Here is a 21,502-nt window from a genome sequence, read left to right as displayed (position 1 = left end):
TTATTTCGTCTCGCAAGTTGCTAACAGCATAAAAAGATTCTAATACTGCCGCTTTTCTGTGCTAATACGAGTGGATATTTCAAGAAAAATAATAGAGATGGATAAAACGAAAAACCCCCGCATAAATGCGAGGGTTGAAATTTGGTGGAGCTAAGCGGGATCGAACCGCTGACCTCTTGCATGCCATGCAAGCGCTCTCCCAGCTGAGCTATAGCCCCACGATAGTTCTCTTTCTTTACGCGCCAAATCCGTCGGGAGCGGATTTTGGTGGAGCTAAGCGGGATCGAACCGCTGACCTCTTGCATGCCATGCAAGCGCTCTCCCAGCTGAGCTATAGCCCCGTTGCGTAAAGCTGTCGTGTTGACGGGCGGCATAATATGAATTCCCTTGCCAGGTGTCAACGGCAAAATCGCCCGCTGGCAACTAATCGCTGAAAAAGCATGCAATTAAACGACATTGCGAAGATCCTCACAGCCAGTAGTTAAACCTGTCACATTTTCTTTTAAAATGGTGCTATAACATGAACCACTAATTACCCCTACAACAATTCGGGAAATTACATGCTCAAGGAACGAATGACACCAGAAGAGTTAGCCAGCATCACAGGTTATAGCCGGCAAACGATTAATAAATGGGTGCGCAAGGAAGGCTGGATCACCTCACCAAAACCGGGTGTGCAGGGTGGAAAAGCGCGCCTGGTTCATGTCAATGAACAAGTACGCGCTTTTATTCGCAGCGCGCAGCGCACTGAAACACAACCCTGGAGTAACGCGACGAACGATACCTCGCTGGATCGGTTGCTTATGACGCTGGTAAAGGAAATGACCGATACCGAACGAAAACAGTTGGCCTCGCTGCTATTACGTGACGGCATAACAGGTTTATTGCAACGTCTGGGGATCCGCGATCAGAAATAATATGATGAAACTTGCCAATAAAATGACCACCGAAGAGTTAGCGGATTTTCTCGGCGTTGCAAAACAGACCGTGAACCGTTGGGTGCGCGAACAAGGATGGGCAACGGAACTGATACCCGGCGTAAAAGGTGGCCGCGCCAGGCTTATTATCATTGATAAGCACGTGCGTCAGTTTGTGATGAAAACGCCCACCATGCGCCAGCGTCATTCACCTTACGCGGTAACAGAACCGGCCGTGCCGTATATCAGCACCAGCGAAAGCGGGCTGCTGCCGGAAATCATCCGCGTATTACAGAATATGACGGACAACGAGCAACAACAGCTTGCGCACATGCTGGCGCGTGAAGGCATTCGTGGTTTTTTAACCCGTCTGGGCATTGAACAGGCTATCGCTGAGTAAAAAAAACCGGCTATTAAAGCCGGTTTTTATCGCAGACGCTTAATGCGTGGGTTGGTGGTTTTCCCGCCGGTATGCGCCCGGCGGCTGGTTGAAAGTACGGGTGAAGATACGGGTAAAGGTCTGCTGCGAATCAAAGCCATACTTAAGACAAATATCATAAACTTTCTGATCGGTGTTACGCAGATCCCTTGCCGCGAGCGATAATTTGCGCTCACGAATATAGCGCCCGAGACTCTCCCCTTTGTACTGCATAAAAAGCCGTTGCAGATGCCATTTGGAATACCCCGCATGGGCTGCAATATCATCAATACGTAATGGTTGATGTAAGTTCTCGTCGATCCACTCGACGATAGTGTCGATAACCTGAGCGGAAATAGTCATACTATGCTCCCCCTCTGCTCTTCGATTGGTACGGTTTATTCCCACCAGGCGCGGAAAACTTGCGCATCGTCTGCCGCAAGCACCGGTTCGCCCAGCCTCGGTGTGAGTAAGCGATAATGTTTGCCCTGGCTTGCGAGCGCCAGTCGCTTATACGGATCGTCCCAGGTATGTTTAGCTAACACAAAACGCCCCGCGTGGCCCGGTAGCACCGCGCGTGCGTGAAGATCTTCTGCCGCTTGCGCGGTTTGTTCCGGCATCATATGGATGTACTTCCAGTCTTCGTCATACTGACCGTTCTCCATAATGGCGACATCCACCGAGCCAAACTGCTCGCCGATAGCCTTAAAATGCGGGCCATATCCGCTGTCACCGCTGTAATAAACCTTGCGCTCAGGGGTGACAAACATAAAGCTCGCCCACAGCGTCTGGTTACGCTTAAGGCCTCGCCCGGAAAAGTGCCGGGCCGGTAACACATGCACCGACAAATCATTGCTAAAAGGAATGCTTTGCTGCCAGTCCGCTTCCTGAATGATCGCCGGGTTTACCCCCCAGTAGCGCAAGTGCGATCCCACGCCAAGCGGTGTAATCACCTGTTTAATTTTCGGCTTCAGCGCCTTAATCGTGGCGTAATCCAGATGATCGTAATGATCGTGAGAGATAATCAGCAGGTCTATCTCCGGCAGGCTTTCTGCCGTCCAGGCATAATTCCCGGCAAACGCTTTGTTCAGAAATGAAAATGGCGCAGCGTAATTGCTCAGCACCGGATCAATCAGAATGCGTTTGCCCGCCAGCTGGAGATACCATGAGGAGTGTCCCATCCACACCAGCGTGTCCTGCTCAAGAGGTAGCGCGGCCAGATCGGTAAGCACCATCGGCAGCGGCTGCTGCGGGCGCGCGTTCTCGCGTTTAGTCACCAGAAAATTCCACCAGGCAGCCAGCATATTTTTCTTACCGGTAAAGCCAGGTGTGGGTAACGCGTTATGGAACTTTCCGTCATGGTACTGAGGTGATTTTTCGACTTCTGTAAGCTGCTCGCCTTGCGGCGGCTGGCCAAAACCGGCATTCAGAACAAAAGGCAAACTTGCCGCACCGACAACAAGCATAACAAGAACCACGCTGATATTAAGACGTTTCATATCCTGACCCGACAAAATCGCACCTTTCCATGGATACGACGCTGGTGACACTTGATTATGAGTGAGTAAGCACTCATTATAGAAAGAGGCGGCAAACCGTCAAGATGATTTTCATTCTTTGACGTTCGACGTTGCAGCGTGACAGAGGGCATGCTTCAATCGAGGTTTTTAGAGTTTGTGAGGGAAAGTGTAGTGGCTCGTCCGAAAAGTGAGGATAAAAAACAAGCATTACTTGAAGCAGCAACCGAAGCGATTGCCCAGTCCGGGATAGCCGCCTCCACCGCGCTAATAGCCCGTCGTGCGGGCGTTGCCGAGGGTACGCTGTTTCGCTACTTCGCCACCAAAGACGATTTGCTCAACGCACTTTACCTGCATTTAAAAGCGGATCTGTGCGGCACTATGCTGGCCAATCTTGACCGTTCCCTGTCCGCACCAAAAGAGCACACGCATTCTATCTGGAACAGCTATATCGACTGGGGGATCCGCCACCCGAATGCGCATCACGCGGTGCGCCAGATTGCGATTAGCGAAAAACTCACCGCAGCGACCAAACAGCAGGTCAGCGAAATGTTCCCCGAACTTCACGAGCTGTGCCACCGCTCGGTGCTGCCGGTTTTTCTCTCGGATGAGTTTGCACCGTTTGGCGATGCCATCTTCTTAACGCTTGCAGACACGACGATTAATTTTGCCAGCCGTGAACCCGCCCGCGCTAAGGAGTTCAAAAATCTCGGTTTTGAAGCGATGTGGCGCGCACTGGCAAGCGAGAGCCACGATGGACAGTAAAACCTTGCAGGCCAGCGCGCATCGCCTTGCGCTTGAACTGCCCTTTACCGAACACTGCTGGCCGTTTGGCCCGGAGCACGATGTGTTCAAAGTGAGCGGCAAAATTTTTATGATGACCACCACCGCCCACGGCAGGCCAATGGTAACAATGAAAGCCGAGCCGCAAAAATCCCTGCTTAATCAACAAATCTATGCCGGTATTGAGCCTGGATATCATATGAACAAAAAGCACTGGATCTCGGTTTTTGCCAGCGATGCCATCGACGAAGCGCTGCTGGCATCGCTGATTCAGGACTCCTGGGATCTGGTCGTCAATGGCCTGGCGCGCAAAGAGCAAAAACGGCTGCGCCCTTAATCCCTTCCCTCTCCCTGCGGCGCCGACTATCCGGCCGGCTAAAAACAGCGTATGTTATCCGTTTGTTATCAAATGGAGTGTTACGGTGAAGCTTGATATTTACCAGGTTGATGCCTTTAGCGCGCGGCCTTTTTCCGGCAATCCGGCGGCGGTATGCATTACGCAACAAGGGCTGGACACGGCGCTGATGCAACGGATAGCTGATGAGATGGCGGTGTCGGAAACCGCTTTTCTTCGGCTGTCTGATAATAACCTGCGCTGGTTTACCCCGAAGGTGGAAGTGGATTTGTGCGGCCACGGCACGCTGGCGACCGCGCATATTCTGCACCAGACCGGGCGACTGCACGATGGCGAAACGGTCACTTTCCGCACGCTTTCCGGCCCTTTAAGCGCCACGGCAAGCCCTGATTCTGTCGCGCTTGATTTTCCGCTGTTGACGCCGCAGATGCAGGCAGCGGCACCGCTGGCGTTACTTACCGCGCTGGGGCTGGCACCTGATCAGGTCAGTGATTACGGCACGTTTGGCGAAAAGCAGCTCGTGGTGGTGAATGATGCGCAGACCGTGCGCGCGCTGCAACCGGACTTTCAGGCGCTTGCCGCCCTGCCCGGCCGTGGCGTGGCGGTCACCGCGCCAGGGGAAGCAGAGTACGATATGGTGTCGCGCTACTTCGCGCCCTGGGTTGGCGTCAATGAAGACCCGGTCACGGGCTCTGCACACTGCGCGCTGGCGAGCTGGTGGTCAGCACGCCTTGGTAAGCACACACTTACCGCCTGGCAGGCATCTGCACGCGGAGGCAGATTAACGCTTACGCTTGATAATCAGCGTGTGTTGATAAGCGGCGCGTCGCATACGGTGCTGGCAGGCACGTTACACCTTTGACGGTAACCGTGCGACCATCCGCCAGCGAAACCAAATCTGCGCCAGCAGGATTAACACGCCGCCCATAATTTTTTGCAGCGGCAACCGTTCGCCGTACCACAGGGAAGCGGCGATCACGGTTAACAGAGGTTCCAGCACCATAATAATGGCCGCGCTGGCTACGGCGGCATATTTTTGCCCCTGCAACTGCAGGCCGAAACGCAGGCTGGTGGCAATCAAGATACTCGCGGCAAGCCACATCGCCGTACCCGCGCTAAAAGGCTGCGTCCAGCTTTCAAACAGAGCGGAAATCAAAAGCCCGGCGATACCGGTAATGGCCAGTTGCGCAGCGGTCAGAGGCAGCAGCGGTACTTCCCTGGCGCAGCGGCTGGTGTAACAGAAGTAGATTGATTGCACGAACGCCGTCAGTAAGAACCAGCCCTGGCTTGGGTTAAAGCTGACGGGCGCGTGCAGGCTCAGCAATGCCAGGCCGATGACCGCGACCGGCAGGCATTCCCAGTACGCCCGCGCCGGGCGCACTTTCATCATCACCCACGCCACCAGCGGCACGAACAGCATCGATAAACTCATAATAAACGCACCTTCGCCCAGCGAGGTGGTTATCGAAACCGACCAAATCCACAGGCACAGGTTCAGCGCCATCAACAGACCGCTAATGATAACCTGGCTGTATTTCTCCGACGCAATGCGCTGCCCCCGGCAAAAAGGCAGCAAAACCAGCGCGGCACCAAAAAAACGCAGGCCGAGAAAGGCAAACACCGGCATACCGGCAATGGCTTCACGCGAAAAAATCCAGCCGCAGGCCGCAATAATTGTGGTCAGCACCAAAAACAGATCGGCTTGTCTTTGCCGGGTCATGGCAAAACTCCTGGGATATCAAAACCAGCGCGAAACGCTGACATAAGAGCACTTATGATGCCTGAATTTTCAGGAAATTTCCCGCCGGTTGCGGCGGGAGTGCAGAACTTATGCGCGCGCGGGTGAACGGCGCAGCAGTTTGAAGGCAATAAAGAGAAAAACAATCCACACAGGCAGGAGTATCGCTGACAGGCGCATGTCCTCAAGGGTACACATCAGCACCAGGATCATCAGCATAAAAGCGATGCACAGGTAGTTACCCAGCGGGTAAATCAGCGCCTTAAATTGTGGATCGCGCCCTTTGCGGCGCATGGCTGCGCGGAATTTGAGATGTGCCAGCGAGATCATTATCCAGTTCAGCAGCAGCGTCGCCACCACCAGCGCCATCAACATGCCAAAGGCTTTTTGCGGCAGCAGATAATTCACCAGCACCACCAGCGAGGTGATAGCAGCGGACAGAAAGAGCGAGTTAACCGGTACTCCGCGGCGGCTCACGCGGGTGAGGAAGGCGGGCGCATTGCCCTGCACGGAGAGGCCAAACAGCATACGGCTGTTGGAGTAAACACCGCTGTTGTAAACCGAAAGCGAGGCGACCAAAATCACGAAATTCAGCACCGATGCCACCAGGTTGCTGTCAAGATCGTGAAAAATCATCACAAACGGGCTGCTGTTCGCTTTGACATCGATCCACGGATAGAGCGCCAGCAGTACCACCAGCGAGCCGATATAGAACAGCAGAATGCGATACACCACCTGGTTGATGGCTTTCGGAATGGTGCTTTGCGGTTCGCTGGCTTCAGCGGCAGTGATACCTATCAGCTCAAGCCCGCCAAAAGAGAACATAATCACCGCCAGCGCAAGGACCAGCCCGTGCCAGCCGGTGGCAAAGAAACCATTATAGCGCCAGAGGTTATCGAAGCTCGCCCGCTCGCCGCCGTTACCGGAAAAGAGCATCCACAGGCCAAAACCAATCATCCCGATGATGGCCAGCACTTTTATCAACGCAAACCAGAACTCGGTTTCACCGTACAAACGCACGTTGACCAGATTGACCGCGTTAATAATGACGAAAAAGAGCGCGGCCCAAATCCACGTCGGCACCTCCGGGAACCAGTACTGCATATAGATCCCGGCGGCAGTCAGCTCGGCCATGCCCACCAGTACAAACATCGCCCAGTAATTCCAGCCGGACAGAAACCCCGCAAACGGCCCCCAGTATTTGTACGCAAAATGGGAAAATGACCCGGAAACCGGCTCTTCCACCACCATCTCACCGAGCTGGCGCATGATCAAAAAAGCGATAATACCGGCGATGCCATAGCCCAGCAGCACGGCAGGCCCGGCCATCTGAATAGCCGGACCGATGCCCAGAAACAACCCGGTGCCAATCGCGCCGCCCAGCGCAATCAGCTGAATATGTCGGTTTTTCAAACCTCGTTGCAATGTCGGTGATGCTCCCGACTCGGCACCGGTCGACTTACCCGCTGCCTGTGACGCGTTGTTCACGTCCTTACCCCTTACGCATTTTATGGAAGGGGCACCTTTTAACATCTCAGGTGATGACTGGCAAGAATTTGAAACGCCCTGGTCGTTAAAAAAATGCGCAGAGAAGCTTGACAATTTCCTTCCCTGCGCTACGCATTATGCGTTGTGCTCCGCCAGACGGAATTGGTGCACGCTGTGAGCAAGCTGCTGCGCCTGCTCTTCCAGCGATGTGGCGGCGGCGGCCATTTGCTGAACCAGCGCGGCGTTCTGCTGCGTGACGCCATCCATCTCGTTGACCGCAATCGTCACCTGGCCGATGCCTTTGGCCTGCTCATCCGAAGCGCTGACGATTTCGCTGATGATCGTTTGCACGGAGGTCACCGCTTCCGTCATCTCTTGCATGGTTTTGCCCGCATCGTTGACCAGCTGTACACCATTCTCTACACGCTGGCCGGACTCCTCAATCAGCGCGCCAATTTCCTTGACCGCATCGGCGCTGCGCTGGGCCAGGTTGCGCACTTCCGAGGCGACCACGGCAAAGCCGCGCCCCTGTTCACCTGCGCGCGCCGCTTCGACTGCCGCATTCAGCGCGAGAATATTTGTCTGGAAAGCGATGCTGTTAATAATCGCGGTAATATCACCAATCTTTTTCGCGCTGTCGTCAATTTGCGCCATGGTTTGTACCACCTGGCTGACCAGCGCTTCACCCCGGCTGGCAATCTGCGTGGCGTTGGCCGTCAGCACTGTGGCATGGTGAGCGTTGTCGGCATTGTGCTTCACGGTTGCGCTAAATTGCTCCATGCTCGCCGCCGTTTGCTCCAGCGCCGCCGCTTGTTGTTCGGTACGCGACGAGAGGTTAATGTTCGCACTGACTATTTCCCCGGCCCCCTGGCGCACAGCATCGCTGGCCTCTTTAATCTGCCCGACAATCTGGCGTAGCTGTCCCTGCATGGTGTGTAACGCGTAAAACAGGCTGCTGCGATCGCGTGCTTTTACCGCAATGGTGTTATCGAGCTTGCCGTCGGCCACCGCCAGCGCGATGGTCGCGCCTTCGAGCGGTTCGCCGCCAATCGGTTTGAGCACTTTACGGCTAAAGACCAGACCAAGCAGCGCGCTTACCAGAAGAATACTTATCACCATCAGGATAAGCGCATTGATAAGCTGCCGGTTGGCCGCCGCCATCACCTTACTGACCGGTGCCACTACGCCGAGATACCAGCTCTCGCTGCTGTTACCGATGGTGATGGACTGCCAGGTTACCAGCGCGTCTTCGCCAAGCACCGGATCGCTTTGCTCGACGACAGTGCTGCTGAACTGGCGCGTTTTGCCAGGGTAATCCTTACTGGTCAGGCTCTTATCCGGGTAAGAAATCACTTTTCCCGCACTGGAAAGCAGGATGGCGTAGCCGTCACCTTCCCAGGGTTTTATCTGGTTCACTTTCTCCTGCAACGAAGCCAGCGAGATATCGGATGTTGCCACCGCGTATAATTTACCGTCGCGCACAATCGGTGCCGCCACGGACGTTAACAGCGTTGGCACACCATTATAGGCGTAGGTATAGGGCTCAATCAGCGTATCTTTACGGCTCTTCTGCGGCAGCAAATAGTAATCGCCCTGGCCTGGGGTAAAGATGGACAGCAGCGGGTGCATGGCGTAGTTGCCGCTGGCGTCATGATCAACAAACATGGCGTAGCGGCCCTTTGGTGCCTGGTCAGGCTTGTCGGCAAACTCGGCGTCGCGCCCGTCGAACGCGTTTTCTTCAAACGTAACAGAAATGGAAAGGTAATCCGGGTTGTCGCGCAGCGCGGATTCCAGCATTTTATCCGCCACGTTACGATCGGTGACCCCCGCCTCAGGCAAGGCTATCAGGCTGTGACCAAGGTTGTGCGCGACGTCGCGGGCATAGCTGAGCTGCTGCTGGATTTTCAGCGCTTCGCTGTGCGCAATCTGTTGTAAATATTGTTCAGCGAGGGATTTCTGTTCCGTGCTGGATTGCCAGCTCAGTACACCAATGGTTACCACAAATCCCAGTGTGATAGTGATGGCGCCCGTCAGCAGCATTTGCGCGCGGGTACTCATTCTTTTATTTACCGATTGTCTGGCCATTACGGCGCTCCTGGAGTCAGCCTTACGTCATCATTGTTCCTTTCAGTACGAACTCCCTTATGCTGCTCTATCGGCGTTTACGTTTTGATCTTTAACCAGCGGAAAAAAGTGAGAAAGGAGTAACGGCGGGCATCATCAGCGCACGTCAGCACGCTAACGCGCGCTTCAATGTAGTAGCAGTTAACTTAGCTACAAGCGAGGCTTACAATAGCGATTTGCGCTAAATAAAATATTTTTTATCTGATGTGAGCTCCGGCAAGAACTGCCAGAGCTGGCGAGGGCGTTAACCGCGATCGTCTTTCGGGCCGAGAAAATAAAAACCGAAAGGCAGCGAGCCGATAATGGTAAACATCACGCTGTAGATGGCGACCCATGCGCCCTGCATGATATACATCGACACCGTCCATTGGGACATCGGCAGGTTGTACTGATCTTCCACCCCTTCAAACGTCACCTTCGAAATAACGCTAACGGCAATCAGAAAAACAATCACCACTGCGATAACGAATTTCTTCCCCTCCGGGGTACGCAGTTTTTGCAGCATATAACACTCCTTAAACGGGCCTGACCGTGGCGGGATTGTAACCGATCTGCTGTGAAAATGTTGTGTTGCATAAAAAGAAAAGATAAACATCCGGCGAACAGACAGCGCCGTTTGCGCAGGATATACTGCTGTTTTCAGACGTTTATAGGGAGAACAGAGTGCGACAAACGATCCCGGTACGTTGTTTTTCGATAGCGCTGTTTGTGCTGTGCAATTTTGCTGATGGCTGCCGCGTCCTGCTGTTAAAGCGCACCGGCAGCACACAAGAAGGCCAGTGGTGCCAGATTGCGGGCGGAATTGAGGCCGGAGAAAGCGCCTGGCAAACCGCGCTGCGTGAAGCCCGTGAGGAGACAGGGCTTACGCTTACCCGCCTCTATTCTGCCGACTGCTGCGAACAGTTTTATGAAGCGCACCGCAACGCGATCACGCTAGTGCCGCTGTTTGTCGGTTGGGTGGATGAGAAAAGTGAGGTGCGGCTGAATCACGAACACAGTGAATACGCCTGGGTGACGTTTGAGGAAGCGAAAACGCTGCTGCCCTTCCCCGGCCAGCGCGAGCGCATTGACTGGGTGCGCAAGTATTTTGTCGAAAACGAACCGTCTGCCCAGCTTCGCCTCCCGCTGTTGTAGCCTGCAATGCATAAAAAAGCCCGCCGGGGCGGGCTGTGTTATCAGAAATCGTAACTCATTGAGACTTTTACCGTGCGCGGTTCGCCCTGGTAAATGTACACGCCGTTGTCTTCAACGCTGGACCAATATTTCTCATTGGTCACGTTATCCACGCCCACGCGCCAGACCATTTCGTTTTGCGCCTGATTCAGACGCAAGCGGTAGCGCACGCCCAAATCAAGCGTGGTGTAACTGTCGAGCTTGCGGGTATTGGCGTTATCCACATACTGCGAACCGTTATAGTTCACTTTCGCTGTCGCGGTCAAACCATCGACCGGCTTGATATCATACTCCGCGCCCAGCACGCCGTAGAACTTCGCGACCCCGATTGGACGATGGCCCTGATTGATGCCATCTTTGGTTTTGCTCAATTCCGCATCCAGCCATGTCGCGCTGCCGTTCAGACGCAGGCCGAGCATCGGCTCGCCAAACAGGTTCAGCTCAACCCCCCGGTTGCGCTGCTCGCCATCCAGCGCATAGATATTCGTTACGCTGTCCTGGATACCGACCGGTTTTTTGATTTCAAATAACGCCAGCGTACCACCGAGACGGCCAAAGTCCGTCTTCACCCCGACTTCGTTCTGTTTGGAGTGCGCAATCCCCACGCTCTGGTAGCGGTTAGCCGCCGCTTTCGGCGCGACGCCGCCGGGCTGCAAGGCTTCGGTATGGTTAGCATATAAGGAGACGAATTCCCACGGCTTGTACACCACGCCGTAGGTTGGCATCCAGCGATCCTGGGTATAGCGTGCGGTGGTGGTTTCCGCGCCGCTATTACCGTCGTAGTTACGCACCCACAATTTCTGGTAGCGCGCGCCAACGGTAAACAGCAGCGTATCGTCCATCACGCCGAGCGTATCGCTCAGGGTGTAGCCCTGCGAGCGGTAGCGTGCGGTGGTGCGCGGATCGCTGTAGTTATTACTGCCTGAGGCGTTATCCGGGATGGTCACCGGGTGATTATCATAAATATTAACGACCGGGTTTTTTGCCTTGTCCGACATGGTCCAGGCCACTTTGTCCTGTTTGATGTTGGCCGAGTAGCCGACATTAACTTTATGCGAGACAAAGCCGGTATCAAAGTTACCGCGCAGGCCACCCATACCGCTCCACGAGTCGAGGATACGGTTAGTATCCATACGGCTGATGGTGGCGTTGCCCGCGTCATCGAACAGTTTCGGCGCGCCGTAAGTGCCCTTTTCATGCGCGTGCTGGCCGCCAAACGCCGCGTAGGCGGTCCACGTATCGCTCAGATCAAACTCTGCGCGCGCCATGCCATACTCGTTTTCGATATCGCTAAACGCCCACTTCTGGCTGTAGTTCTTTCTGGGATCGGGTAAAGCAGGGATAAAATCCACTTCGCTGATATTCAGCCCCATCTCGCCGCCGTGGAAGCTCTTTTTCTGGTAGCCGAAATCAAAAGAGCTGCGCAGGCGCTCGCCCCGGTAGTCAAGACCAATAGACGCCGCCGTGGTACGGCGATGGTCGTATTTCACCACGCTATCACCTTCACGGTGCAGCACATTGAAACGCACGCCAAACTGGTTATTGTCCCCGTAGCGGCGACCAACATCCAGCGCGCCTCCCACCTGCGAACGGGTGGTGTAATCCACGCCGACGCGCGTAGTTGGCGTATCCTCTGCGTGTTTCGGCTCCAGGTTTATCATGCCGCCAACCCCGGAGGACGCGGAACCATTGAGCAGCGCATTCGCCCCTTTGAACACTTCTACACGTTCCAGCATCTGCGTATCGACAACCTGGCGCGGCACCACGCCCGCAAGGCCACTCATCAGCATATCGTCGCCGTCGAGCTTAAAGCCGCGAATACGGTAGGTTTCAGCAAAGTTACCGTACCCCTGCACCGCCTGAACGCCCGCGTCATTGCTGACCACATCAGCAATCGTTTTTGCCTGCTGATCCTGCACCAGCTTCGAGGTAAAACCGATAACGTTAAACGGGACGTCCATCGCGTTTTGCTCGCCCAGAATTCCCAGACGCCCGCCGTGGGCAACCTGGCCGTCGAGATAAGCGGGAACCAGCGTATCGCCGCCGGGCTTAAACTCGCCGCCCGCCGTCGACTGAACAACAATCGTCTCTTCTTTAGTATTACTGGTGTCGGCATCCGCAGTAGCAGCCTGAGAGGAGTGGGCAACCGCGCCAATTGCCAGCGCAAGTAATGTCTTGCGCAAAGGGTTATGGGTGTTATTCATATTGATTTTAATAAGTTAAGAGAAGAAAAGGCCCGTCGCCGGGCCTGCGGATTATTTATTCAGATCGATGCGAACGATGCTGTCAGGGCCATCTGTCGAGTGATCTTTGTTAAAGGCCTGTTTGACCGTCACATATAAGACCTGACCATCGGCAGAAAGCAGCAGGCTGTTCGGGTTCGGCGGCAACGGCCAGCTCTTTTTCACCGCATAGCTGGTCGCATCCAGGCTAAGCACTTTGCCGGACTCGCGTTGGGTAATATAGATTTCATGGCGTTTCGGGTTAAATTTCACCGCCAGCGAATCCCCCACCTCAAGCTGTTTCAGTACTTTGCCGCTGTGAATATCCAGCACCAGTGTGGTTTTCGCTTTTGAGTTATCGGTGACGAACAGACGCCCTGTGTCGCTATCTTCGGCGATATTCAGCAACAGCGCCTCTTTTTCGCCCAGCGGTTTCCAGCGTTGCTCGATGCGATTATTGCGCGGATTGATAACGAGGATTTCACCGCCGCCATTCGCCACGTACAGGCGTTGAGTTTGCGCAGACCAGTGCAGGCCGGTTACCCATTTGCCAGCGTTTTTAATACGCGTTTTCAGCTTCATGGTGTTGGCGTCAACCACCCAGACCAGCGCCGGATCGGCAACGCCGCCGATATAAAGCAAACCGTTGTGCAGCAGGATCTCACGCGCGCCGTAAGGGAAACCTTTCTCGTTACGCTCCGGGAAGAGCAAACGCGTGCGCACCTTGCCGGTACCGGTATCGATAGCGCTCACGCCACCGTCCAGCGAATTCGTAACGAACAGGGTTTTGCCATCGTCTGACAGAGCCATACCAAAGTTTTTCAAATCTGTGTGGGTCGCGCCGAGGGTTTTCAGCGTTGCCGGGTCCAGTTTGTAAACCATCCCGCCCTGTACATCTTTGAAGCCTTCTGCGCTTGCGACATACAGCGCGTCGCCCTGCGGGCTGAGCGCCATTTCGTACAATCCGCTTGCCAGCTCACGCTTTTGCACGCCGTCAGGCACCGGTTTTTGAACTTCAGCCGCAGGCTGTGGGGCGGCAACGTTTTGTGCGCTACACCCTGCCAGCGCCATTGCAGTGAGTAATGCCAGCGCAGTGGTTTTTATCTTCATCGGAAATCCTTACCATTTATGTCATAAAGGCAGGCGAGGCATGGCATCCCGCGCCAAAGACGCGTTCTTATTATCAAGGCAGGTTTTTGCCCGGCGCAGCTCGCCACTGCAATTCAGTGTCCCTGTAGGCCTGATGGCTCACTCATTTTGCGGGAAAATCCTTGCTGCGCCGCAAACACTAAAGAGAATGAGAACTATACGCATTCTTTATCGACGATCAAGAACTATCGTTCTATTACGCGGTCGCGCGGGTAAAAGATTGAATTTACAGCGCTGAAAACGTTTTTTTGTATGAAGAAGCCCGTTACCAGGCAACTATCAGCGGTGTTTTTTTAATCACTGATGACAAGGACGACATATGCAAATCACTTCTGGTAACCGCAGCGCCAGCCACACCACTCTTGCCGGGGAACCGGCGTTGCAAGTCAAAGCACCGCTCGAAAGCCCGGTACTGAGTAAGGTCAGTAAAATTGAAGCCTCAACACAGACGATGACAACGCAGGAGGAGTTAAAGGGGCTGTCCGGCATGATGCGCCGGGGCATGAACACGATTCTTGAGCGATTAAAAACAAGCGGACCTGTGGAAGAGAAAATACCGGACTACATCGCCAGCGGGCGTGAAATTCGCCTGGCCGCTGAGGCCCTGGAGCAAGCCTGTCTGAATGCGCCGCACGACATGCAGCCAGACCAGTTTGAGTGCGAGCTACTCTCGCTGATGGCCAACAGCACCCAACAGCTGCTGCAAACGGAGCTGGAGCATAGTTTGCCGAAAAGTATGGATAACGATCTGCGCTGGAAAATAGTCAATAACCTCTATAGCGAGCAATTTTTGCAAAACACAACCGCGTTACTCCCCTGATCGCTACGTATGAATAAGCTGCGCCGGAGGACGCCTGTTCTCCGGCGCGCGAAAAATGATCTACAGGCCGAGCGCTTGCTCAACTGCCGCCAGCCCTGGCTTGCCGTCGCGCGTGGTTACGCCAGCAAGCCAGGTTTTGAGTAAATCAGGGCGTTTTATCAGTTCCGCTTTCGCCGCCTCCTGAACCGCTTCTTTATTATCCAGTACGCGGGAGATGACCGCATTTTCAGTGCCAACATCAAATTTTAGCTGGCTGAAAAAGCGATTAACATTCGGGCAATCAGTGGCAAAATCCTTGCGCGTCACGGTGTTGACGGTGGCGCTGCCATAATTTGCGCCGAAGTACGCATCGCCGCCGCTTAAATAAGCGAGTTTAAAACGGGTGTTCATCGCGTGCGGCTCCCAGCCTAAAAACACAATCCACGCTTTACGCTCTACCGCGCGGGTCACTTGCGCCAGCATACCGCTCTCGCTGGATTCCACCAGTTGCCAGTTTTTTAACGCAAAATCCTGCTTATCGAGCATCTTTTTCAGATTCTGATTCGCAGGCGCGCCGGGGGCGATGCCATAAATCTTGTGCTCAAATTTGTCGGCATATTTTTGCAGATCGGCAAAATCTTTCACTCCAGCCGCCGCCACATAATCAGGCACCGCCAGCGTAAATCGCGCGGCAGGCAGATTCGCACCAACCACATTGATGGCACCGTCTGCGGTAAACTTTTGCATAACCGGCGCCTGAGCTGGCATCCAGTTACCTAAAAAAACGTCTACCTGCCCGGTTTTCAGGCCCTGAAAAGCCAGCGCCACGGAGAGGTTCTGCACTTTTTGCTGGTATCCCAGCGCGTTGAGCACCACGCCGGAGAGCGCATTCGTCGCGGCGATATCTGTCCAGCCCGGATCGGACTGAATAATGGTGGCACAGCGCTGCTGCTCCGCTGCGACACTGCTTATTGAAAACCCGCCAGCCACCATCGCCAGCAACAGCATGCCTGATTGAATACGCATTTTTATTTTCCTGCCGGTTGTTTTAAAGGGCGCGGATAACGGGCAAAAGCTTCCTGTTCATCCAGCGTTTGGTGATTACGAATGTAGCGTTGTGACGCATCCTGACGGGGCTGATAGTCCCATTTCGGGATTGCGTCGCTGCCCGCAATTCGCGTCAAAAAAAGACGCCGCTGCTGGCTTGCCAGAACGTGCTCCCGCAGCGTCTCCACGTCCCAGTGTTCGGCCACCTCTGCGGCAAATGCTGCGGCAACCTGCTGGTAGTCACTGTTCGTGGCCAGATTGACGCGCTCCAGCGGATCGTTTTGCAGGTTAAATAACTGCGGCGCTTCGCTGAACGCATAAATGTATTTCCACGGGCCACGACGAATCATCAGCATTGGCCCCAGCGCGCCTTCGGCCAGGTACTCACTGTATGCGCCATCCGGCCCCGCTTCGCCGCGCAGATGCGGCACCAGGCTGTTGCCATCCAGCGGAGCAATCGCCTGCGCCTTTTTATCCTCTGCGCAGGCCAGCTCCAGAAGCGTTGGCAGCAAGTCCACCAGTGAAACGCTTTGTGCGATACGCCGTGGGGCAAAGCGCGTCGGGTTATGAACGATAAACGGAATGCGCACCGCGTTCTCATAGAAGGTCATTTTGTACCAAAGGTCGCGCTCGCCCAGCATCTCGCCATGATCGGCCACAACCAGTACGATAGTGTTCTCCGCCAGACCGGTTTCCTCCAGCGTTTTTACCATTTCGCCAAAGCAATCATCGACATAACTCAGCGCGCCATAATAAGCGTGGCGGGCGCGGCGAATATCATCGTCGCTCAATAAGCCCTCTTCGAGTTGATACATCGCCCGCAGCCGGGCCGAGTGGGGATCATCGTCCACATCCTGCCTGCGAGTTTTCGGCAGATCGATATCCTCTTCGCGAAAACGTTCCAGGTAACGGCGCGGAATAGCAAAAGGATCGTGCGGATGCGTCAGGGAGAGCAGCAGTAAAAATGGGTGCTCTGAAGGGCGGCGCGCGGTGTCATACAGGCGTTGGCGCGCAAGGAACAGCGCTTCGTCGTCGAAATCAAGCTGGTTAGTGCGTACGCACTCACCTGCCTCCAGCACTGAACTCATATTGTGATACCAGTCGAGACGCCGCTCTGGCCGCTGCCAGTCCGGTGTCCAGCCGAAATCCGCCGGGTAAATATCGGTGGTTAAGCGCTCGTCAAAACCGTGCAGTTGATCCGGGCCGCAAAAATGCATCTTGCCGGATAGCCAGGTACGATACCCCTGCTCGCGCAAATAGTGGCAAAAGGTCGGCGAGTCGGCGTGAAATTCCGCCGCGTTATCGTAGACAGCGTTTTGCGAGATAAACTGCCCGGTCATCAATGACGCGCGTGACGGCGCGCACAATGGGCTATTGCAATAGGCCGATTCAAATACCACCCCTTCATTGGCTAATTTATCAATATTTGGCGTCAGGCTAACGCTATTACCATAGGTTTTTAATGCGCTGGCAGTTAATTGATCGGCCATCAGAATAACGATATTCGGTTTATTTATAAGCATACGCCGTCCAAAAATAAGAAATGCGTTTAAAACGTGATAATTTTATCTCACGTGAATTTCCTCCTGTGAAGGGGGTATTTATTTATCATGAAATAAGGTGAAATTATGGCAGAAAAATTACAGCTTCCACCGTTACAGGCATTAGTGGTATTTGAGGCAGCAGCGCGACTGGGGAATTTTACCGCCGCCGGGAATGAATTAGGGCTTTCGCAACCGGCGGTGAGTCAACGTATTCAGATGCTGGAAAATAGTCTTCTTACGCCGTTATTTGAACGCAAACATCGCGGCGTACAATTAACCGAATCGGGTCATAGCTTATATCTGATTGTACGCAGCAGTCTGAACGACATCAGCGAGCAGTTAGCACGCACTCGCCGCCAGCGAAACGTGCTGCGCATTGATACCGACATGGGCTTTGCCAGCTATTGGTTATTGCCGCGAATGGAGCGGTTACAGGCGCTGATCCCAGGTGTCGAAGTGCAGGTCACGACCTCACCCAATGACTACAATTTTCGCGACAGCCAGGCTGAACTGGCTATCTATTTCGGCCAGGGGAACTGGCCCGGAACCCAGGCGCAGCGCCTGTTTCCTGAAATCGTTTTCCCTGTTTGTAATCAACGCATTAAGCAGGAGATGCGCGGCAAACCCAGCCCGGAAGCCCTGCTCAGCCAGCCGTTATTGAAGCTGCCGGAAACTCGCCCGCAACGCTGGATAACATGGGAAGACTGGTTTCGCCATCACCAGATTTACACGCCGGGTTTATCTGCCGCGCGCACCTTTAATGCGTACTCGCTGGTTATTCAGGCCACACTTGAAGGCCAGGGTATTGCGCTGGGCTGGCAACCGCTGATAGCGCCTTTTATCAAAAGCCAACAGTTAGTGCAATGTGGCCCGCAAGTACGTACCGAGCGGGGTTATTATCTTATTTCTGCCAGCCATAAACCGCTCTCCGCTCAGCTGGAAAAAATTAAATCATGGCTATTAGATGAAGCCTGGGGATTTAATAAAGAAACGCTATCAATTACTGAAAATTAAATAAGCAAATGCGCAAAAAGCATATTCAAAAAGTTAAAAAGAATTTCCTGCCAGATACTTTTCCGTTAGTGTGAAATGGCATCCTTTAAAAAAAGCCACGATTATGTCACAGCCATTATTTGAGTTACGTTCGGTTAATAAAGACTATTACGCTGTGGGGAAACGCTCTTTTTTTTCTCGCCGTAAAAAAGTCGAGGCGGTGCCCGCGTTGCAAAATATTAATTTGCAAATCTTTGCCGGTGAGATTTTTGTTATTGTCGGTTTATCCGGCTCCGGGAAATCAACGCTGCTACGCACGCTGAACCACCTTATTCCTGCCAGCTCTGGCGAAGTCATCTTCCAGGGCCGGGCGCTCGCAGCGCTATCAGCACAGGAATTAATCGCCCTGCGCCGGGAACATATGGGCATGGTTTTTCAATCTTTTGCGCTGTTTGATGAACGCACGGTGCTGGAAAACGTGGCCTTTGGGCTGGAGGTGGCCGGTATCGCGCGCGAGGCGCGTGAACAACGTGCTTTGCAGATGCTCAACAAAGTGGGCCTCCATCACGTGGCCAGGCACTATCCTCACCAGCTCTCCGGCGGCATGCAGCAGCGCGTCGGCCTGGCGCGTGCGCTGGTGGTCAATCCATCAGTGCTGTTGATGGATGAAGCCTTCTCTGCGCTGGACCCAATCATTCGCCGGGAAATGCAATCGCTGCTGCTCAGCCTCCAGGCTGAATCTCGCCGCACGATTGTTTTTGTTACGCATGATATGGAAGAAGCGCTGCGCCTGGGTTCACGCATCGCCATTATGGAAAAAGGCAAACTGGTGCAGGTTGGCAAAGCAGAAGCGTTAATTAACGCCCCCGCAACGCCCTACGTGCGTCACTTTTTTTCCGGCGTTGATGTTTCCCGCTGGCAAATGGCGGAAAACTACGCCGATATTTGGGCAACGCGGTGAGGACGCTATGACTTATCCACTCGATTTCAGTCGCCAGGTTGATGAGGCCGTGCATACTCTGCTTGCCAGGGCCGGTGGCTTTTTTGACGCCATCGCTCAGAGCATTGACCTGGTTGCCGGTGGTCTTGAGCACGTCACGCTGGCGCTCTCCCCGTGGGGGCTGGTGGCACTGGCCGTCGGGATCGGCGCCTGGCGCGTCGGCAAAGGCTTTGCCCTTTTTGCCCTGCTCGCCACGCTCTACATTATTTACAGTGGTTATAGCGAGCATGCGGCGATAACGCTTGCGTTAACGCTCACCTCCACTTTTTTTAGCCTGTTGCTGGGTATTCCGCTGGGGATATGGAGCGCTCGCCGGGCAGCTGTCGGCAGCGTGGTGCGAACAGCGCTGGATTTTATGCAGACCATGCCCGCCTTTGTTTACCTGATCCCGGCGACGATTTTGTTTGGCCTCGGCAGGCCGCCTGGCATCTTCGCAACGATTCTTTTTTCGATGCCACCGGTGGTGCGCCTGACCGATCTCGGCATCCGCCAGGTGAGCACGGCGCGGCTGGAAGCCGGTATCGCTTTTGGCTGCACCCCGTGGCAACTTTTATGGAAGGTGCAGCTTCCCGCCGCGCAGCCATCCATTATGGCGGGGGTCAACCAGACCATCATGATGGCCATGTCGATGGTCATTATTGCCTCGATGGTCGGCGCAGGCGGGCTGGGCAACGATATTCTTGGCAGTATCCAGCAGCTGGAAATTGGCCTCGGGTTACAAAGCGGGCTGGTGGTGGTACTAATGGCTATTTTGCTGGACAGATTATCGGCAAGTTTTGCCCGCCGCCCTGCTTCATAACACCGCGGTAAACCGCACTAAATTCAGGGTTGATTGTTAAGATGATAAAGATTATCTTTCTCATTACCGAATAGTTGAGCGAAACACTCAGGTATTCGGTACGACATTGCTCACATTGCTTCCAGTATTTTTAGCCCGCCATTCAGTGCGGGCTTTTTTTTGCGTCAGTGATGCGTATTTGAGCGGTTGATACTGTGCGGCAGGAAAAAACGTGTTTTCGCTTCCATACTGGAGGAAATGAACAGATAAAGAGCCGACTATGCCACTACCCGATTTTCATGTTTCAGAACCGTTTACGCTGGGTATCGAGCTGGAATTACAGGTGGTTAATCCGCCCGGTTATGATTTAAGCCAGGACTCTTCACGGCTGATAGAGGCGGTAAAAAGCGGTGTCAAAGCCGGGGAAGTGAAGCACGATATTACGGAAAGCATGCTGGAGATAGCGACCGGGGTATGCCGGGATATCAGCCAGGCGAAGCATCAGTTCTCCGCCATGCAGCATATAATCCTGCAGGCCGCGGCAGATAACCATGTGCAGATTTGCGGCGGCGGCACGCATCCCTTTCAGAAATGGCAGCGCCAGCTGGTGTGCGAGGACGAGCGCTACCAGCGCACGCTGGAAATGTTTGGTTATCTGATTCAGCAGGCAACGGTCTTTGGTCAGCACGTGCATATCGGTTGCCCGAACGGAGATGATGCGATTTACCTGATGCATGGCCTCTCGCGTTTTGTGCCGCATCTTATCGCGCTTAGCGCCACATCGCCCTATATGCAGGGGACCGACACGCGCTTTGCCTCATCGCGGCTGAATATTTTCTCAGCCTTCCCGGACAACGGCCACGCGCCGTGGGTCAACAACTGGCAGGAGTTTGAAGGTCTGTTCCGCCGTTTAAGTTTGACCAGCATGATTGACAGCATCAAAGATTTGCACTGGGACATCCGCCCCAGCCCGCATTTTGGCACTGTTGAAGTCCGGGTTATGGACACGCCGCTCACCCTGAGCCATGCCATCAATATTGCTGGTTTTATCCAGTCGCTGTCGCACTGGATACTGACCGAGCGCCCGTTTAAACACCAGGAGCGGGATTATCTGTTATACAAATTTAACCGCTTCCAGGCTTGCCGTTACGGGCTAAAAGGGCTGGTGACCGACGTACATAGCGGTGAACAGGTGCCTATCGCTGACGATCTCACGCGCATGCTGGAAAAACTCGCGCCCTCAGCGGATAAGCTCAATGCCACCAGCGCGCTCGACGAACTGGCAGGCGTGGTGAAACAGGGCAAAAGCGAAGCACAACTGATGCGCGAATTTGTCGCCGATGGCGGTTCGTTAATCGGTCTGGTGCAAAAACATGCGGAAATTTGGGCCGCCGGTTAATTATCCGGAATATATTTTAAAATAATAACCCAAAGGGAGTAGAGCAAATCAAAGGGGA

Annotated in this window: 21 protein-coding genes and 2 tRNA genes; 11 read left to right on the top strand and 12 right to left on the bottom strand. The window is 54.2% G+C overall.

The window, feature by feature from the left end:
• Positions 1–142 precede the first annotated feature (142 nt).
• Positions 143–218, bottom strand: a tRNA-Ala gene (locus ACTU3N_RS11890).
• Between the two features lie 47 nt (positions 219–265).
• A tRNA-Ala gene (locus ACTU3N_RS11885) sits at positions 266–341 on the bottom strand.
• A 219-nt stretch (positions 342–560) separates the two neighbouring features.
• Here ACTU3N_RS11885 and ACTU3N_RS11880 point away from each other — a divergent pair.
• A complete protein-coding gene (locus ACTU3N_RS11880) occupies positions 561–917 on the top strand; it encodes a YfeC-like transcriptional regulator (RefSeq protein WP_443086337.1) in 357 nt (118 codons plus the stop codon).
• 1 nt (position 918) lies between these two features.
• Positions 919–1,317 (top strand): YfeC-like transcriptional regulator, encoded by a 399-nt coding sequence (locus tag ACTU3N_RS11875; protein ID WP_443086336.1) that lies wholly within the window; start codon positions 919–921, stop codon positions 1,315–1,317.
• Between the two features lie 39 nt (positions 1,318–1,356).
• Here the strand turns inward: ACTU3N_RS11875 and ACTU3N_RS11870 are convergent, their stop codons facing one another.
• Together ACTU3N_RS11870 and ACTU3N_RS11865 are read right to left on the bottom strand one after the other, a co-directional pair.
• A complete protein-coding gene (locus tag ACTU3N_RS11870; protein WP_443086335.1) occupies positions 1,357–1,698 on the bottom strand; it encodes a RamA family antibiotic efflux transcriptional regulator in 342 nt (113 codons plus the stop codon).
• Between the two features lie 35 nt (positions 1,699–1,733).
• A complete protein-coding gene (locus tag ACTU3N_RS11865) occupies positions 1,734–2,834 on the bottom strand; it encodes an MBL fold metallo-hydrolase (RefSeq protein WP_443086334.1) in 1,101 nt (366 codons plus the stop codon).
• Positions 2,835–3,026: 192 nt separating this feature from the next.
• On the opposite strand from ACTU3N_RS11865, the gene ACTU3N_RS11860 reads away from it, so the two are divergent.
• The 3 genes from ACTU3N_RS11860 to ACTU3N_RS11850 all read left to right on the top strand — a co-directional run bounded on the left by ACTU3N_RS11860 (position 3,027) and on the right by ACTU3N_RS11850 (position 4,852).
• Entirely contained in the window at positions 3,027–3,617 is a 591-nt protein-coding gene (locus ACTU3N_RS11860; RefSeq protein ID WP_443086333.1) for a TetR/AcrR family transcriptional regulator, read from the top strand.
• Positions 3,607–3,972, top strand: coding sequence for an MmcQ/YjbR family DNA-binding protein (locus tag ACTU3N_RS11855; protein ID WP_443086332.1), 366 nt, complete (start codon positions 3,607–3,609; stop codon positions 3,970–3,972). The genes ACTU3N_RS11860 and ACTU3N_RS11855 overlap by 11 nt, the downstream gene beginning before the upstream one ends.
• 85 nt (positions 3,973–4,057) lie before the next feature.
• Positions 4,058–4,852, top strand: a complete 795-nt coding sequence (locus ACTU3N_RS11850) for a PhzF family phenazine biosynthesis protein (protein ID WP_443086331.1) — start codon at positions 4,058–4,060, stop codon at positions 4,850–4,852.
• Here ACTU3N_RS11850 and ACTU3N_RS11845 read toward each other — a convergent pair.
• From ACTU3N_RS11845 to ACTU3N_RS11830, 4 genes are all read right to left on the bottom strand, one after another.
• A complete protein-coding gene (locus tag ACTU3N_RS11845; protein ID WP_443086330.1) occupies positions 4,841–5,710 on the bottom strand; it encodes a DMT family transporter in 870 nt (289 codons plus the stop codon). The genes ACTU3N_RS11850 and ACTU3N_RS11845 overlap by 12 nt on opposite strands.
• Before the next feature lie 108 nt (positions 5,711–5,818).
• Positions 5,819–7,216 carry a phenylalanine transporter gene (gene pheP, locus ACTU3N_RS11840; RefSeq protein WP_443086329.1) on the bottom strand — a complete coding sequence of 466 codons (1,398 nt, stop codon included), beginning with the start codon at positions 7,214–7,216 and terminating at the stop codon, positions 5,819–5,821.
• A gap of 135 nt (positions 7,217–7,351) precedes the next feature.
• Positions 7,352–9,301: a methyl-accepting chemotaxis protein gene (locus tag ACTU3N_RS11835; RefSeq protein ID WP_443086328.1), complete on the bottom strand. Its 1,950-nt coding sequence runs from the start codon at positions 9,299–9,301 to the stop codon at positions 7,352–7,354.
• A 283-nt stretch (positions 9,302–9,584) separates the two neighbouring features.
• The gene (locus ACTU3N_RS11830) at positions 9,585–9,845 is read right to left on the bottom strand and encodes a DUF2534 family protein (protein ID WP_443086327.1); all 261 of its coding nucleotides are present in this window, start codon (positions 9,843–9,845) and stop codon (positions 9,585–9,587) included.
• A gap of 158 nt (positions 9,846–10,003) precedes the next feature.
• Between ACTU3N_RS11830 and ACTU3N_RS11825 the strand changes: the two genes are divergently transcribed.
• On the top strand, positions 10,004–10,474 hold the full coding sequence (locus ACTU3N_RS11825) for an NUDIX hydrolase (RefSeq protein ID WP_443086326.1): 471 nt from the start codon (positions 10,004–10,006) through the stop codon (positions 10,472–10,474).
• Positions 10,475–10,515: 41 nt separating this feature from the next.
• Here ACTU3N_RS11825 and ACTU3N_RS11820 read toward each other — a convergent pair whose 3' ends face one another.
• Entirely contained in the window at positions 10,516–12,717 is a 2,202-nt protein-coding gene (locus ACTU3N_RS11820; RefSeq protein WP_443086325.1) for a TonB-dependent receptor, read from the bottom strand.
• Between the two features lie 51 nt (positions 12,718–12,768).
• A complete protein-coding gene (locus ACTU3N_RS11815) occupies positions 12,769–13,845 on the bottom strand; it encodes a hypothetical protein (RefSeq protein ID WP_443086324.1) in 1,077 nt (358 codons plus the stop codon).
• A gap of 358 nt (positions 13,846–14,203) precedes the next feature.
• Between ACTU3N_RS11815 and ACTU3N_RS11810 the strand changes: the two genes are divergently transcribed.
• Positions 14,204–14,704 (top strand): hypothetical protein, encoded by a 501-nt coding sequence (locus tag ACTU3N_RS11810; RefSeq protein WP_443086323.1) that lies wholly within the window; start codon positions 14,204–14,206, stop codon positions 14,702–14,704.
• Between the two features lie 60 nt (positions 14,705–14,764).
• On the opposite strand, the gene choX is transcribed toward ACTU3N_RS11810, so the two are convergent.
• Positions 14,765–15,709, bottom strand: a complete 945-nt coding sequence (choX, locus tag ACTU3N_RS11805) for a choline ABC transporter substrate-binding protein (protein ID WP_443086322.1) — start codon at positions 15,707–15,709, stop codon at positions 14,765–14,767.
• Positions 15,710–15,711: 2 nt separating this feature from the next.
• A complete protein-coding gene (gene betC, locus ACTU3N_RS11800; RefSeq protein WP_443086321.1) occupies positions 15,712–17,253 on the bottom strand; it encodes a choline-sulfatase in 1,542 nt (513 codons plus the stop codon).
• A gap of 105 nt (positions 17,254–17,358) precedes the next feature.
• Here betC and ACTU3N_RS11795 point away from each other — a divergent pair, with 105 nt between their 5' ends.
• The 4 genes from ACTU3N_RS11795 to ACTU3N_RS11780 all read left to right on the top strand — a co-directional run bounded on the left by ACTU3N_RS11795 (position 17,359) and on the right by ACTU3N_RS11780 (position 21,444).
• Complete coding sequence (locus ACTU3N_RS11795; protein WP_443086320.1) at positions 17,359–18,288, top strand: LysR substrate-binding domain-containing protein; 930 nt, start codon at positions 17,359–17,361, stop codon at positions 18,286–18,288.
• Between the two features lie 103 nt (positions 18,289–18,391).
• A complete protein-coding gene (locus ACTU3N_RS11790; protein ID WP_443086319.1) occupies positions 18,392–19,228 on the top strand; it encodes an ATP-binding cassette domain-containing protein in 837 nt (278 codons plus the stop codon).
• Between the two features lie 7 nt (positions 19,229–19,235).
• Positions 19,236–20,066 (top strand): ABC transporter permease, encoded by an 831-nt coding sequence (locus ACTU3N_RS11785; RefSeq protein ID WP_443086318.1) that lies wholly within the window; start codon positions 19,236–19,238, stop codon positions 20,064–20,066.
• Positions 20,067–20,325: 259 nt separating this feature from the next.
• Positions 20,326–21,444: a YbdK family carboxylate-amine ligase gene (locus ACTU3N_RS11780; protein ID WP_443086317.1), complete on the top strand. Its 1,119-nt coding sequence runs from the start codon at positions 20,326–20,328 to the stop codon at positions 21,442–21,444.
• Positions 21,445–21,502: the final 58 nt, after the last annotated feature.

Origin of the sequence: Vagococcus sp. WN89Y (assembly GCF_052220145.1) — a bacterium.
Classification (GTDB): domain Bacteria; phylum Pseudomonadota; class Gammaproteobacteria; order Enterobacterales; family Enterobacteriaceae; genus Kosakonia.
This window is presented reverse-complemented; position numbering and strand designations above follow the sequence as displayed.